This window comes from Acinetobacter sp. 1294243, from assembly GCF_000588015.1.
Taxonomy (GTDB): Bacteria; Pseudomonadota; Gammaproteobacteria; order Pseudomonadales; family Moraxellaceae; genus Acinetobacter; species Acinetobacter pittii.
This window is the reverse complement of sequence record NZ_JFXG01000001.1, coordinates 124,838-139,596: the sequence shown is the minus strand read 5'-3', so window position 1 is coordinate 139,596 and position 14,759 is coordinate 124,838. Positions and strand designations below refer to the sequence as shown.

The window sequence follows — 14,759 nt, the reverse complement described above, 5'->3', positions numbered from 1 at the left end:
CAAAACAGGTTTTTTCTTTTTATTTTAAAGCCTCAGACGTAGTCATAGTTTGAGGCTGAATTGTTTATTTACGTTTTGCATTTTTAAGTAAGATATTAATAAATGCTGATGCAATATCAGACACTGGTTCATCTTTACGCGTCAAAATTCCATAATCCTGTGCATCTAAAATTAGATCTGTTTCTAAAATCTGTAGTTGCCCTTCTTTTACCTGATCGATCACCATAGCTTCGGGCAACATTCCTACCATAGGCGCACCTTTTAAGATCTGCAAAAAGGTCTGCATCGACATGGTATTTACCGTATTTAAGGGGATTTTGACTTTTGCTCGGGCAAATGCGCCTTCCATCCGTTGTCGAATTGGCGTGCCTTTAGGATAGAGTACCCACGGCCAATTTAATAATTCTTCTAATGTACAAAACCTCTTCTTAGCACATGGATGAGCATTATTAACAACAATACAAAACGGCTCTGGGCCTAAAGGTTGGAAATCAAAAAACTGGCTTTGCGTCACATCGGTAAAACGACCTATGGCTAAATCTAAAGTATGCTCACTTAGCATTTCCATTAAATGGTCACTGGTTTGCTCAACAACATCGATAGAAAGTAAGGGCCATTGTTTTTTAATCTCAATAATTGAGTTTGGAATCACCACTGCGGTTGCGGCAAAGATACCACCAACTTTTAAAAAACCGTGACCACCTAATCGTAAAATTTCAATGTCTTCGACAAAATGCTTTGCATCATTTAACACACGCTGCGCATATCGAATTACATGTTCACCCAAGGCTGTTACTGGCATATTTCGGGGTAACCGTTCAAAAACAGGAAAGCCCAGTAATCCTTCTATTTCCTTTAGCATTTTACTCACCGCAGGCTGACTTAGGTTCATCTGCTCGGCGGCCAAATGCATGTTATTGGTTCTAGCCAAAGTTTCTAATAGCACTAAATGTTTAAATTTCAACCAATTATTTAAGCTTGTGTAAGTCAAATCAGCCATTTTCAAAAATCCCTTTCGATAACTTTTCGTTATTAATAATTAAATTATTACGATTGGTGTTTATTAAATAAGAAACATATCATGATTTCAAATAAAAGAAGGATGCTTTAAATGAACTTTACGTTAAATTCCCAGAACTCATTACCAGACGACGCTACCCAAGGATGTTTAATTGGTCGCGCGTGGATTCCAAATCAAATTTCCGGTCCATCTCCGATTCTTTTAAAAGGTGATCAGGTTTTTGATATTTCTGAAAAGTTCCACACTATTTCCAAGTTACTTGAGAGTTCAGATCCTTTAAAAGCTTTAGCTGAAATTGAAGGAAAATTAGTTGGCTCAATTGATGAGTTGTTTGCCAATACAGTCGCCGAGCCAGATACAAACAAGGCATATTTTTTAGCCCCTATTGATCTACAAGTGATTAAAGCAGCTGGTGTTACCTTTGCAGCAAGTATGTTAGAGCGCGTGATTGAAGAACAAGCGGGCGGCGATGCACAAAAAGCTCAATCAATCCGTGAAGTGGTACAAGGGGTAATCGGCGATAATTTAAAAACAATTGAACCCGGTTCTGAAAAAGCGCTGCAACTCAAAGAATATTTAATTGAACAAAAAATGTGGTCTCAATATCTGGAGGTGGGTATTGGTACCGACGCTGAAATTTTTACCAAAGCACCTGTTTTAGCAGCTGTGGGAACTGGACAAAATATTGGTATTCACCCAAAGTCTGAGTGGAATAACCCAGAACCAGAAGTTGTATTGGTTGCAAATAGCCACGGAAAAGTTTTAGGCGCGACTTTAGGTAATGACGTTAATTTACGGGACTTTGAAGGTCGTAGCGCCCTACTGTTGAGTAAAGCCAAAGATAACAATGCATCTTGTGCAATTGGTCCATTTATTCGTCTTTTTGACTCTACCTTTAGTTTAAATGATATCCGCGCTTGTGATGTTGAACTGCAAATTCAGGGTACAGATAACTTTGTGCTCAATGGCATTAGTTCTATGTCTCAAATTAGTCGTGATCCCGAAGATTTAATTCAACAAACCCTCAATGAAAACCACCAATATCCAGATGGTTTTGTTTTGTTTTTGGGTACTTTATTTGCGCCTACCCAAGACCGTGAACAAGCTGGTGCAGGCTTTACCCATAAAGTCGGTGATGTCGTTCGTATCCATTCACCAAAGCTCGGCACTTTATACAACACAGTCATGACCAGTGATAAAGCGATGCCGTGGAATTTTGGCATAAATGCTTTGATGCACAATTTAAAACAACGCGAATTACTATAAATTTCACGTATTATCGACCGGTTCAATCGTAATATTCATCACTTGAAAAATTAAATTGCTGAGCGAGATCAGTAGAAGGATCTAAAAATGAATGATCAAGATAAACGGATTTTTTTACGCAGCCAAGAATGGTTTGATGATCCTACACATGCTGACATGACTGCACTCTATGTCGAGCGTTACATGAATTATGGCCTGACCCGTGCCGAGCTACAATCAGGCCGGCCTATTATTGGTATCGCACAAACTGGTAGTGATTTGACCCCATGTAACCGTCACCACAAAGAGCTTGCTGAACGTGTGAAAGCAGGCATTCGTGATGCTGGCGGTATTCCTATGGAATTTCCCGTTCATCCAATTGCTGAACAGTCTCGACGCCCTACAGCTGCACTCGATAGAAATTTAGCCTACTTAGGTTTAGTTGAAATCTTACATGGTTATCCACTCGATGGTGTAGTGCTAACAACTGGCTGCGATAAAACTACTCCTGCTTGTTTAATGGCGGCAGCAACAACAGATTTACCAGCTATTGTTTTATCTGGCGGTCCAATGTTAGATGGTCACTTTAAAGGTGAGTTAATTGGCTCGGGTACAGTACTTTGGCATGCAAGAAATTTACTTGCCACAGGTGAAATCGACTATGAAGGCTTCATGGAAATGACGACTTCCGCCTCACCTTCAGTTGGGCATTGCAACACCATGGGTACTGCACTTTCAATGAATGCATTATCAGAAGCTTTAGGTATGTCTTTACCGACATGTGCAAGTATTCCAGCGCCTTATCGCGAACGCGGGCAAATGGCCTATATGACCGGCAAAAGAATATGTGAAATGGTTCTAGAAGATTTACGACCATCTAAAATCATGAATAAAAAATCATTTGAAAACGCCATTGCTGTAGCCTCAGCATTAGGTGCATCAAGTAACTGCCCTCCTCACCTCATTGCGATTGCCCGACATATGGGGATTGAGCTGAGTTTAGAAGACTGGCAACGTGTGGGTGAAAACATTCCGCTTATTGTGAACTGCATGCCGGCGGGCAAATATTTGGGTGAAGGTTTCCACCGTGCCGGTGGTGTTCCTGCTGTTTTGCATGAATTACAAAAAGCGGGCGTTTTACATGAAGACTGTGCATCAGTCAGCGGTAAAACAATTGGGGAAATTGCTAAAAATGCAAAAACCTCAAATGCAGATGTCATCTTCCCTTATGAACAACCATTGAAACATGGCGCAGGTTTTATCGTGCTGAGTGGTAATTTCTTTGACAGCGCCATTATGAAAATGTCTGTAGTGGGTGAAGCATTTAAGAAAACCTATTTATCTGACCCAAGTAGTGAAAATAGCTTTGAAGCTAGGGCGATCGTTTTTGAAGGACCAGAGGATTACCACGCCCGAATTAATGATCCAGCCTTAGATATTGATGAACATTGTATTTTGGTCATTCGTGGCGCAGGTACGGTAGGTTATCCGGGCAGTGCTGAAGTCGTCAATATGGCTCCACCCGCAGAGTTAATTAAAAAAGGCATCGATTCACTGCCTTGCTTAGGAGATGGCCGTCAAAGCGGTACGTCTGCCAGCCCTTCAATTTTAAATATGTCACCCGAAGCGGCGGTAGGAGGTGGAATTGCTTTATTAAAAACCAATGACCGTTTGCGCATTGATCTAAATAAACGTTCTGTCAACGTGCTTATTTCTGAAGAAGAGTTAGAACAACGCCGCCGTGAATGGAAACCGACGGTCTCTGCCTCTCAAACACCTTGGCAAGAAATGTATCGCAACATGGTGGGGCAATTATCAACAGGTGGCTGTTTAGAGCCTGCAACTTTATATATGCGAGTCGTAAATCAAGACAACCTTCCAAGACACTCTCATTAATTTCAGGATATTTGTTATGACCATTATCGGACACAACTTTATTGGCGGTTCACGTAGTGCACAAAGTTCCACTTTACTAAAAAGTATTCATGCTACGACTGGTGAAGCCCTGCCTTATGAGTTTCACCATGCAACCGAGCAAGAAGTTAATCAGGCCTGTGAAGCAGCCAGTCAAGCTTTTAAAACTTATCGCCATACTTCACCTGAACAGCGTGCTGTTTTTTTAGAAAATATTGCCGATGAACTCGATGCATTAGGTACAGATTTTCTTGAAATTGTCTCACAGGAAACCGCTTTGCCACTTGCACGTTTACAAGGCGAGCGTGGCCGTACCAGTGGGCAAATGCGTTTGTTTGCCAAAGTGTTGCGCCGTGGCGACTTTTTAGGTGCCCGTATTGATACCGCTTTACCGGAGCGTCAGCCTTTACCTCGTCCAGATCTACGCCAGATTAAAATCGGTGTTGGCCCTGTTGCAGTCTTTGGGGCAAGTAACTTTCCTTTAGCTTTCTCAACTGCGGGTGGCGACACTGCTTCTGCACTCGCTGCTGGTTGTTCGGTTGTAGTCAAAGCCCATAGCGGACATATGGCGACAGCAGACTTCGTGGCTCAGGCAATCGAACGTGCTGTAGAAAAATCAAATATGCCTAAAGGCGTATTTAACATGATCTACGGTAATGGCGTGGGTGAACCACTAGTGAAACATCCTTTAATACAGGCTGTAGGTTTTACAGGTTCACTTCGTGGTGGTCGCGCTTTATGTGACATGGCCGCAGCCCGTCCACAGCCGATTCCGGTGTTTGCTGAAATGAGCAGCATTAACCCGATGCTGATGTTGCCAGAAGCATTAAAAAACCGTGGTGAAAAAATTGCACAGGACTTGGCAGATTCAGTTGTTTTAGGCTGTGGTCAGTTCTGTACCAATCCGGGTTTAATTTTGGGAATTAAATCAGCCGAGTTTAGTCAGCTCATTAGTAACCTAACCGAAATTATGGGTGGAAAACCTGCACAGACTATGCTGAATGCCGGAACCTTAAAAAGTTATACCGCTGGTCTTGAGCATTTAAGCGAGCATCAAGGTATTGAACACTTGGCTGGCAATACTCAACAAGGCAATCAGGCACAGCCGCAACTGTTTAAAGCGGATGTTGAGTTGTTACTGGCGAGTGACCAACTTCTCCAAGAAGAAATCTTTGGACCAACTACTGTCATCATTGAAGTTGAAGGTAAAGCCCAACTCATTCAGGCCTTACAAAGCATGAATGGTCAGCTGACTGCGACTTTAATTGCCGACGAAGCAGACTTAACCGAGTTTGCAGATGTGGTTCCTGTGTTAGAAGAAAAAGCTGGTCGATTACTTTTAAACGGTTACCCAACGGGTGTGGAAGTGTGTGATGCGATGGTGCACGGCGGGCCATATCCAGCCACTTCAGATGCACGAGGCACCTCAGTTGGAACCTTAGCAATTGACCGTTACTTAAGACCTGTGTGTTATCAAAACTATCCGCAAAGCTTATTGCCAGAGGCTTTAAAAGACAGCAACCCGTTGCAGATTTTAAGACTCGTGAATGGTGAGATGACCAGAGAAGCGATCTAATAAATTAAAAAGAGACCACAAACTGGTCTCTTTTTAATTTCTACATCCAGAGCTTATAGATAGAATAAAATTTCCTAAATTAATTTGGTTTGTAATTGATATTTTTTAAAAACAAATCAACCGCATACTCAACCCAAGTACTAATTTCATTCTCTGATATTAAATAATCAGGATGCGTCAAACATTTTAGATGAGCATCACTTCTTAATAACGATAAAAATATATTCGCAGCAACTTCTGAAGAAGAGCTTAATTCAATTTCGCCCTGTTTAACGGATTTTTCTAGATATCCTGCAATGATATTTGCTAGACGCTGTGGACCCAATTCAAAGAATTTTTCAGATAACTCTGGGAACCTTACCGCTTCTGCAATACAAACTCTAAAAAAAGCCAAGCCTGAATGCGATAATATAAAACACAGATAGGTCTTCCCAATTTCAGTTAGTGCTGATCGTAAATTATCGGCTTTTGTCTCAACTAAAATAATTTGTTTTTGCATGTTGGTACATTGACGTTCAATCACCGCTGCAAACATCGCTTCTTTATTCTTATAGCAACCATACATCGTTGCTTTTGAAACCCCTGCTTCCTTTTGAATCATGTCTGTCGTTGTGCCACTAAAACCGTGGATCAAAAAAAACTTTGTTGCTGCATCCAGAATTTTTTGATCTTTTTCATGAGCTTTCGTTAAACCAGACATATTGACCTTATAAAAATTTTAGCGATTTCGTTCTAAGTGTAACTCATCGAAAAGTTCAAAATCGAGAATTGACGGAAATTTAATTAAAGAGTAGAGTACCGATCGGTACAGTACAGTAAATATCTACTCCGTGCAATGAATTGATGTTTAAGATTTAAGGTAAAAGATGAATACAAAGCCACTCATCGGTTTAGCAGGTGCAATATTTGCTGCAATGACTGTTGAATTTAATAACCGAATTACCAGCATTACTTTAGTCGACATTCGAGGTGCGATGGGCATTAGTGTCGACTCGGGTTATTGGGTTAACAGTATTTACGCAAGTGCAATGATTATTGGAATGATCCTGTCTACGAGTTGGGCAGTCATTTTCTCTATGCGCAGAGTTCTTCTTTTTGCCATAGGACTTTGCCTTTTTTCTAGCGTTTTAATCCCTTTTAGCCCAAATATCGAAATCTTTTATCTATTACGTGGCTTACAAGGGCTCGCCAATGGTTTAACCATTCCTTTGCTCATGGCCTGTGCGCTTAGATTTTTAGGACCTGATATTCGACTATGGGGTCTCGCCTGCTACGCATTAACTGCGACGTTCTTTCCCAACTTAAGTGCTGCACTCTCAGCTTTTTACTTAGATGTAATTGGATGGAAAATGATATTTTTCCAAACCATTCCTTTTTGTGCGCTAAGCGCTGCACTGGTGTATTTTGGTATTCCCCAAGATCCATTGAATTACTCAAGAATAAAAACTTACGATTGGATGGGTGCCATTTTAGCGATTATTAGCTTAGCGAGCCTGAGCACCATGTTATTGCATGGCAACCATTTAGACTGGTTCCATTCTCAATTAATTTGTGTATTAGCCTTAATTAGTGCAATAACTTTACCTTGGTTTTTCATACATGAATGGCGTTATCCGTCACCATTAATTAAACCGCAAATGCTCGAAATCCGAAATTTTGCTTATGCTGTTTTCGCACTCTTTTGCTTTGTCATTATTGGTATGTCCACCAGCACATTACCACTAAATTACCTTAGTGCTGTACATGGCTATAAACCCACTCAGACCATGTGGATTGGCTTACAAATCGCAGCATTGCAATTTATCTATATTCCTATTGTTGTGAAGCTTTTAAATCAAGCTTGGGTGGATAGCCGATATGTACACGGGTTTGGTTTACTTCTGGTCATTGCGGGTTGCCTAGGTGCAAGTCAACTTGATACCACATGGAATCAAGATCAATTTTATTTTTGGCATGCAATCTCATGTCTGGGGCAAACCTGTGTCGTGCTCTCGCTCTTAATGATGGGGACAAACAGTGTTCACCCAACTATGGCAATTTATGCATCCCCTATGATTAATACCCCGCGTGCTATTAGCGGTGTACTGGGTGTTTGTATTTTGGATTGGATCAATCGAGTGCGCGGTGAATACCATTCAACACGGCTGATTGAAAATACCGCCCAACATGTTTTCCAAAATATTCAAGGCCCTGTCATTAATCCACTTACTCCCCCTGTTCTGAACGCAAATGGTGCAGATCGTGTTTCAGGTGGTTTGTCTGCCCTAAATTCTGCGATTCAAGCACAACAATCTGTTTTAGTTATTAGCGATCAATATCTCATCTTAGCTGGCCTTACCGCTATTTTGTTTATTGTGATGTTGATTTTGCCAGTTCGAACTTATCCGCCACGTATTGCTCTCATTAAGTTAATGAATAGTCATAACTCAGGAAAATCTTTATGAGTACTCTCGAAGCCCAAGACACCACCCATACCGAACCGCCCAAGTTAACCAAGGTGCAATTTCTCAAAAAGCATTGGGTTATGGCTATTGCGTTTATTATTGTCTTAGCATCTATTTTTTGGGTTTTAAAACTTATATTTTTACCGTCTTCAGTTGTTGAAACAGACGATGCACGTGTAGATGTAGAGTACTCAACCATTGCCCCTAAAGTGTCGGGCAATATTGAGGAAATTTACATTAAAGATCACCAGACCGTAAAAAAAGGCCAACTTTTAGCGCGGATTGATGCACGTGATTATCAAGCTGCTTTGGCTGAGGCTGAATCTAATTATGCCAAAGCGCAAGCTGACCTGAGTGAAGCAATGCTCGCAGTGGATAGACAACCCACTGTTATTCGAGAAACTGAAGCACAGCTGAGAAAAGTAGAAGCCGGAATTAAACTCACAAAAGATAATACGGCGCGTTATGAGCAACTACAGGCACTTGGGGCCGAGTCTAGATTAATTACACAGCAATCTAAGACTACATTGACTGAACAATATGCTGACTTAGACAGCAGTAAAGAAAAAGTGATTGATGCACAGTATCAGCTCAACCAATACAAGATTCAGGTACAAGCCAAACAAGCGGCTCTTAAACAAGCACAAGCGGCGCTTGATAAAGCAAAACTGAATTTGAGCTATACAGAAGTACGTGCACCTATTGATGGCATGATTGGTCAAAAGTCAGCTAACGTAGGTAACTTTGTTGGCGCAGGTAATCCACTCATGGTGGTTGTTCCTTTAGATCAGGTTTATGTAGAAGCTAACTTCCGTGAAATTGAGTTAAAAAAGATCAAGATCGGACAACCAGTTAATGTCTATGTAGATGCTTATAACGTTGAGCTAAAAGGTGTGGTAGACAGCTTCTCTCCATCTACTGGCGCATTTTTCTCTCCGATCTCGGCGACCAATGCAACAGGTAACTTTACCAAGATTGTTCAGCGTCTACCTTTACGAATCAAGCTTATTGAAAATCAAAAAGACGTTAAATTATTACGCCCAGGTTTATCTGTTTTAGTCTCTATTGATACGACTAAATAATTAGTCTAAACCTTGGAATATGAGAGAAAAAAGAGACCTTTTACGGTCTCTTTTTTAATGATGAGTGTTAAAAAGTCTTTAAAACTTTTTGGTGTAGTTGACAAATAGACGATCTTCACCAAAGTCATTGCCATGTTTAACGTTGTAATCAATACGAATATATTGCAGAGCAACGCCTTTTAAGAACGGCTGTTGAAATGCATAGTTTAAAATCACATTCGATTCGGTTTCATGGTTTTTTTCACCATTGGCTGCTTTAAAGTCATGGCCGTAAACATATTTCACCATCGCATTTAAACCTGGTACATAATCTTTAAAGTCGTAGCCATACATCACATGATAAGACTTTTCATCTTCTTTAAAGAATCCAGTAGCGTTCCAGTTAATGAAATATGTCTCTGGTAAGAAGCCATCCGGTAATGGATAAGCCGACTCACCGATAATCTGTTGATAACCCAAACCAAAGGTATGGTTTTTTACTTTAAGAGTCTCTAGCACCCCGATGTTTTGCGCATCAATATCAAAAGTGTTGCCATCATCTTTTGCATTGAAGTACTTAAACTTAGAAGTAAGAGCGAAATTAGGTTGTTTCCAATTATGCTCAAGCCCTACATAGTGTTTGTTGTAGAGGTCTTCCAAATTACCAAAATAGTATTCACCCTTGAGTGACGGCGTAAATTGATAGCGCAGATCTATGTAATTTAAACCATCAGATTCTTTGGTAATGCCGTTCGCTGTAAAAGAAAACTTTTTAAAATCGTCTTCATTTCGTGGAGAGACTTTTTCAACCCGTCCAATTTCGGCATAGAGTTGATCTGAAAGTTGCGACTTAAGATTGGTTCCCCAATAAGAAGCAAGCAATTGTCGGCTGGCATCCACAGCCGTTACAGGCAGGTCTAACCAGAGTTCACCGACACTTAAGAGGGTTTTGTCATATCCTAGTTTTAAAGTTGCGCCGTATTTTAAGAAGTCAGAGGCTTGTGACTGAGTTTCTTTATTAAAAGGCAAAACTGTGTCCGCAACGTGTTTATCTGAGCTCAAGCGAATGGCATATTGAACAGAAGCATCGGCCCCAATCGTAATGGGCTTATCTGCAATTTGCAGAGGGGTGTCATGCATTTTCGATTTATAAAATAGTGATGCTGCCTGAGACCAACTACCCGTGTCTTTAAGTGCATCATTATCAAAATTACGGTTGATATAGGCATTCTTTAGCGTGAACTTCCATTCATCTTCGCTTTGTTGAGAGGTATCTGCTGCCCACAACAAGGAATGACCACTACAGATAAATAAAAGAGTAGAAAACTTTAAATATTCGATTTTTAAATATTTCATGAAATAAATCATCCTTTAATTATTGTCTGCGCCATCCTTTGGCACAGACATATATTTGTTCAGTGGAATCGTGTTGACTCAATTCGAAGCGACTAAAACTTGAGACCGATTTTTCTTTAAACGTTTAATGAGTAACAACGAAACCGCGGCACAAAATGCAGGTATCGCTAAAATACTTAAAATTTCAAAACTGGAGAGATTTAATGACATTAACCAGCCGCCCATAATTGACCCCACAATCGACCCTGAGCGCCCTACTGCGTTGGCCCAACTTACCCCTGTTGCACGGCAATGTGTTGGATAAAAACTAGATGCAAAAGCGTTTGCTCCCACTTGCGAACCACTAATTCCTGCACCTACCCCAAACATGGCAAACATCAATAAAGCCGTGTTTGCCTGTTCAATTCCAAACCCTAAACAAATCAGGAAGAATCCGCCAAAAACATAAGCCGTACTTAAAATTTTGGTTGCATCCATCTTATCCATTAGTAGGCCTAAGACAATCGCACCAATGGTTCCACCTATTTGGAAAATTGAAGTCAGCCATGATGCGTTGGATAAATTAAAGCCCTCATTGGTTAATAAAGTAGGCATCCAACTTGAAATCATATAAATAATGAGAAGGCTCATAAAAAAGGTAAACCAAATCAAAAAAGTGCCTAGAGCAAAGCCTTTATTAAACAAATCTTTCAAACTTGATTTTTCAACTTCATTGACTGTTGGAACCAAAGTTGGTGTGCTATTTAAATGCGGTGCGATACGATGAATAATCTTTTCAATTTTCTCGGTGCTCTTCTTTTTAAGCACTAAAAATCGAATAGATTCAGGTAATAAAAAATATAAGAAAGGTACGGTCGCTAAAGGCAACACTCCCCCAATGAGCAAAATACCGTGCCAACCAATATGAGGAAGTAGCTGAGCTGAAAAAATGCCACCAAGAGCAGAACCAATGGTAAAACCACAGAACATCATAGTCACTAAATTAGAACGGCGAGATGTAGGCGCATATTCAGAGGTCAAAGTAATTGCATTGGGTAAAGCCCCACCTAGACCCAAACCAGTGAGAAATCTCCAAATAATTAGGGTTTGTAAATCTGCTGAAAAAGAGGCAAAAACACTGGCAATTCCAAACATAATGACCGACCCAATCAAAATCGGTTTACGGCCTAATTTATCGGATAACGGTCCGAAAATGAGTGCGCCTGCCATCAGTCCAAACAAGCCAGCACCAAATAAAGGTGCCAAATCGGTTGCTTGCAACCCCCATTCTGCCTTTAAAGCAGGTGCAATAAATCCAACTGCTGCGGTATCAAAACCATCAATCGCAACAATTAAAAAACACAACTACATGATTAATTTTTGCAAAGACGATAGCGGTATTTCATCAATGAAACTTTGTACGTCTATAGAGTTTTGAGACATGAGAGCTCCTTTCGCCAATACATTGGCGTATATGCAATCCTTAGCAAAGGTGCCCAACTGTATTTTTTATTTAGGTTGAGCACCTATTTCAATAAATCAGATCAATTTGATTTATTTCACATTCACCGTAATTCCAGTCAGTCCAGTAATGTCTGCACGCATAACGTCACCTTTCACTACCGCACCCACGCCTTCTGGAGTTCCTGTAAAAATCAAATCACCTGCTTTTAGTTCAAATAGCGTAGACAAATTGGCAATCGTTTCGGCCACAGACCAAATCAGATGACTGACATCGCTGTGCTGTTCGGTTTTACCATTTACCGTTAAATGAATATCGGCACTATTGATTTCACCCGTTTGAGTAATCGGATGAATTGGGCCAACTGGTGCAGAAAAATCAAAAGCCTTACCGATTTCCCATGGTCGACCTTTTTCACGCATTGCCATCTGTAAATCACGGCGTGTCATATCTAAACCAACTGCATAGCCATAGATATAGTTCACTGCCTCCTCAACCGAGACATTTTTGGCATCTTTACCAATTGCAACAACCAACTCGATTTCATAATGAAAATTTGAAGTTTCAGATGGATATGGAATATCAACCGCAGCTGTATTTACCGGAACAATCGATTCAAGGTCATTTGGTTTACAAAAGAAAAATGGGGGTTCACGGTCTGGATCAAACCCCATTTCACGGGCATGAGCAGCATAGTTACGGCCAACACAATACACACGGCGTACTGGAAATTTATGCGCTGAGCCGTGAATAAATAGACCCGCAGTGGTCATTGGTTCAAAAATAAATGACATATATGAATTCCTTCTATTAAGTTAATCACGACTCAAAATGCATCGGCCTGCTGTTCAGGTGCTGCTTTTTGAAATGCTTCTAAGGTCATGCAATGTTGGTAAATTTCATTAATGTTTGGATAAGCCGACAAATCGACTTTAAAACGCTCGGCAGAAACTACTTGTGGAACTAAATAGGCATCTGCAATGGTCGGTTGCTTGCCATAGCAGAACTTTTCGCGATTCTGGTCTTGTTCCAAAATATGTTCTAAAGCAGCAAATCCATCTTGAATCCACTTGGCACACCATGCATTGATTTGTGCATCATCCAGCCCTAAATACTGGCGTAAATATTCAAGAACACGCTTGTTGTTTAAGGGGTGAACATCACATCCAACTAAAGCAGCAATGGCACGAACTTTTTCACGACCCAATGCATCTGTAGGCAATAAAGCGGGTTCGGGATATTGTTCTTCTAGCCATTCGATAATGGCTGGACTTTGCAATAAGTTTCCAGATTCAGTTTCAAGTATCGGTACAAATCCTTGCGGATTTAAAGCTTTAAAAGCAGCTTGATGGTGTTCATTTTTAGCGAGTGAGATATAAGCTGCTTCATAAACCAAACCTTTAAGGTTCAACACAATGCGGGTTCGATGCGATGTACCGCTACGGAAAAAGCTATAAAGTTTCATGCCACATTCCCTTGATAGTTTTTCACTGCATCAAGGCAGTTATTGACATTCCAGCCATATAACCATTCCATTGCATCATAAAAACGTTCAGTAGGACGCCCACGCCACAAATCATTGCGAACCAAGCGTTGCACACCTTTGGCATGGTAAATTTTGCCCATTTCACGTGAAGACAAAACAATACGTGCTGTACGTGCCACACGTGCTTTTTGATAAATATCAAAAGCTTTTAAAATGTCATGGTCGGTAACACGTAACGCTTCACCTAAAGTGACGGCGTCTTCCATCGCCATACATGCACCCTGCGCCATATATTGCGTGGTTGGATGTGCTGCATCACCAAGTAATGTCACACGGCCAAAAGTCCATGTTTCAATCGGTTCACGGTCTGCAGTTGCCCAGCGGCGCCAGCTTTTAGGTAACTCAATCAATTGGCGAGCTTTCGGGCAAATTCCTTGAAAATAAGACAGCACTTCTTCTTTAGAACCATCGGTTACCCCCCACTGTTCTTGCTCACGGCTATGGAACGTCACTACAACGTTATATTCCTTTCCACCGCGCAGTGGATAATGCACAAGGTGGCAATTTGGCCCGACCCAAATACTTGCTGCATTCCATTTCAAATCTTCAGGAAACTCGCTTTCAGGTACTACAGCACGGTAAACCACATGACCTGTAACCAATGCTGGGTCACCCACATAGGTATCACGCACAACGGATTTAACACCGTCAGCACCGATAAGTGCCTGACCATGATATTGCGTACCGTTTTGATCAGTAATCGTTACGCCAGCATCACCTTGGTCAACTTTTTGAATATGACAATTAGTGATAATTTCCAAGTTGCCGTATTTTTTAGCACCTTCCACTAATGAACCATGAATATCGGCACGGTGAATCACCGCATATGGGTTACCAAAACGTTCACGGAATTTTTCATCGGTTGGAATTTTGCCGACCTGATATTCATCAATCGCATCATGCATGACCATATAGTCGGTATAGACCGCTTTACTGCGAGCAATTTCACCAATTCCCAGCGCATCAAAGGCATGAAATGCGTTCGGACCTAATTGAATTCCAGCACCAATTTCACCAATTTCAGGGGCTTGTTCAAAAACCTGTACCTTAAACCCTTGTTTTGCTAAAGCGAGTGCAGCTGCAACCCCGCCAATGCCGCCACCAGCAATTAATATCGGTTGTTGAGTATTTGACATGATTTATATCCTTATAAAA

At 40.9% G+C, this 14,759-nt stretch carries 11 protein-coding genes and 1 pseudogene; 5 read left to right on the top strand and 7 right to left on the bottom strand.

Annotated features, from left to right (window positions below; all coding sequences use genetic code 11):
- Positions 1-64: 64 nt before the first annotated feature.
- Entirely contained in the window at positions 65-1,000 is a 936-nt protein-coding gene (locus J655_RS25085) for a LysR family transcriptional regulator (protein WP_032006223.1), read from the bottom strand.
- Positions 1,001-1,111: 111 nt separating this feature from the next.
- Here J655_RS25085 and J655_RS05610 point away from each other — a divergent pair, with 111 nt between their 5' ends.
- The 3 genes from J655_RS05610 (at position 1,112) to J655_RS05600 (ending at position 5,756) form a co-directional block, all read left to right on the top strand.
- On the top strand, positions 1,112-2,287 hold the full coding sequence (locus J655_RS05610) for a fumarylacetoacetate hydrolase family protein (protein ID WP_032006224.1): 1,176 nt from the start codon (positions 1,112-1,114) through the stop codon (positions 2,285-2,287).
- A gap of 87 nt (positions 2,288-2,374) precedes the next feature.
- Positions 2,375-4,162, top strand: coding sequence for an IlvD/Edd family dehydratase (locus J655_RS05605; RefSeq protein WP_032052091.1), 1,788 nt, complete (start codon positions 2,375-2,377; stop codon positions 4,160-4,162).
- 16 nt (positions 4,163-4,178) lie between these two features.
- Positions 4,179-5,756 carry an aldehyde dehydrogenase (NADP(+)) gene (locus tag J655_RS05600; protein ID WP_017481090.1) on the top strand — a complete coding sequence of 526 codons (1,578 nt, stop codon included), beginning with the start codon at positions 4,179-4,181 and terminating at the stop codon, positions 5,754-5,756.
- A 79-nt stretch (positions 5,757-5,835) separates the two neighbouring features.
- On the opposite strand, the gene J655_RS05595 is transcribed toward J655_RS05600, so the two are convergent.
- Positions 5,836-6,456, bottom strand: a complete 621-nt coding sequence (locus J655_RS05595) for a TetR/AcrR family transcriptional regulator (protein WP_014206840.1) — start codon at positions 6,454-6,456, stop codon at positions 5,836-5,838.
- Positions 6,457-6,622: 166 nt separating this feature from the next.
- Here J655_RS05595 and J655_RS05590 point away from each other — a divergent pair, with 166 nt between their 5' ends.
- On the top strand, positions 6,623-8,200 hold the full coding sequence (locus J655_RS05590) for an MFS transporter (RefSeq protein ID WP_032006231.1): 1,578 nt from the start codon (positions 6,623-6,625) through the stop codon (positions 8,198-8,200).
- Positions 8,197-9,282, top strand: a complete 1,086-nt coding sequence (locus tag J655_RS05585; protein ID WP_017481088.1) for an HlyD family secretion protein — start codon at positions 8,197-8,199, stop codon at positions 9,280-9,282. The genes J655_RS05590 and J655_RS05585 overlap by 4 nt, the downstream gene beginning before the upstream one ends.
- A 78-nt stretch (positions 9,283-9,360) precedes the next feature.
- On the opposite strand, the gene J655_RS05580 is transcribed toward J655_RS05585, so the two are convergent.
- The 5 genes and pseudogenes from J655_RS05580 to J655_RS05560 all read right to left on the bottom strand — a co-directional run bounded on the left by J655_RS05580 (position 9,361) and on the right by J655_RS05560 (position 14,740).
- On the bottom strand, positions 9,361-10,617 hold the full coding sequence (locus J655_RS05580) for an OprD family outer membrane porin (protein ID WP_032006232.1): 1,257 nt from the start codon (positions 10,615-10,617) through the stop codon (positions 9,361-9,363).
- Between the two features lie 78 nt (positions 10,618-10,695).
- Positions 10,696-12,039 (bottom strand): annotated as a pseudogene (locus tag J655_RS05575) (MFS transporter).
- Positions 12,040-12,150: 111 nt separating this feature from the next.
- A complete protein-coding gene (locus J655_RS05570) occupies positions 12,151-12,852 on the bottom strand; it encodes a fumarylacetoacetate hydrolase family protein (RefSeq protein ID WP_032006234.1) in 702 nt (233 codons plus the stop codon).
- 32 nt (positions 12,853-12,884) lie between these two features.
- Positions 12,885-13,523, bottom strand: a complete 639-nt coding sequence (gene maiA, locus J655_RS05565; protein ID WP_032006235.1) for a maleylacetoacetate isomerase — start codon at positions 13,521-13,523, stop codon at positions 12,885-12,887.
- Entirely contained in the window at positions 13,520-14,740 is a 1,221-nt protein-coding gene (locus tag J655_RS05560) for a 3-hydroxybenzoate 6-monooxygenase (protein WP_032052090.1), read from the bottom strand. The genes maiA and J655_RS05560 overlap by 4 nt, the downstream gene beginning before the upstream one ends.
- Between the last annotated feature and the right edge of the window lie 19 nt (positions 14,741-14,759).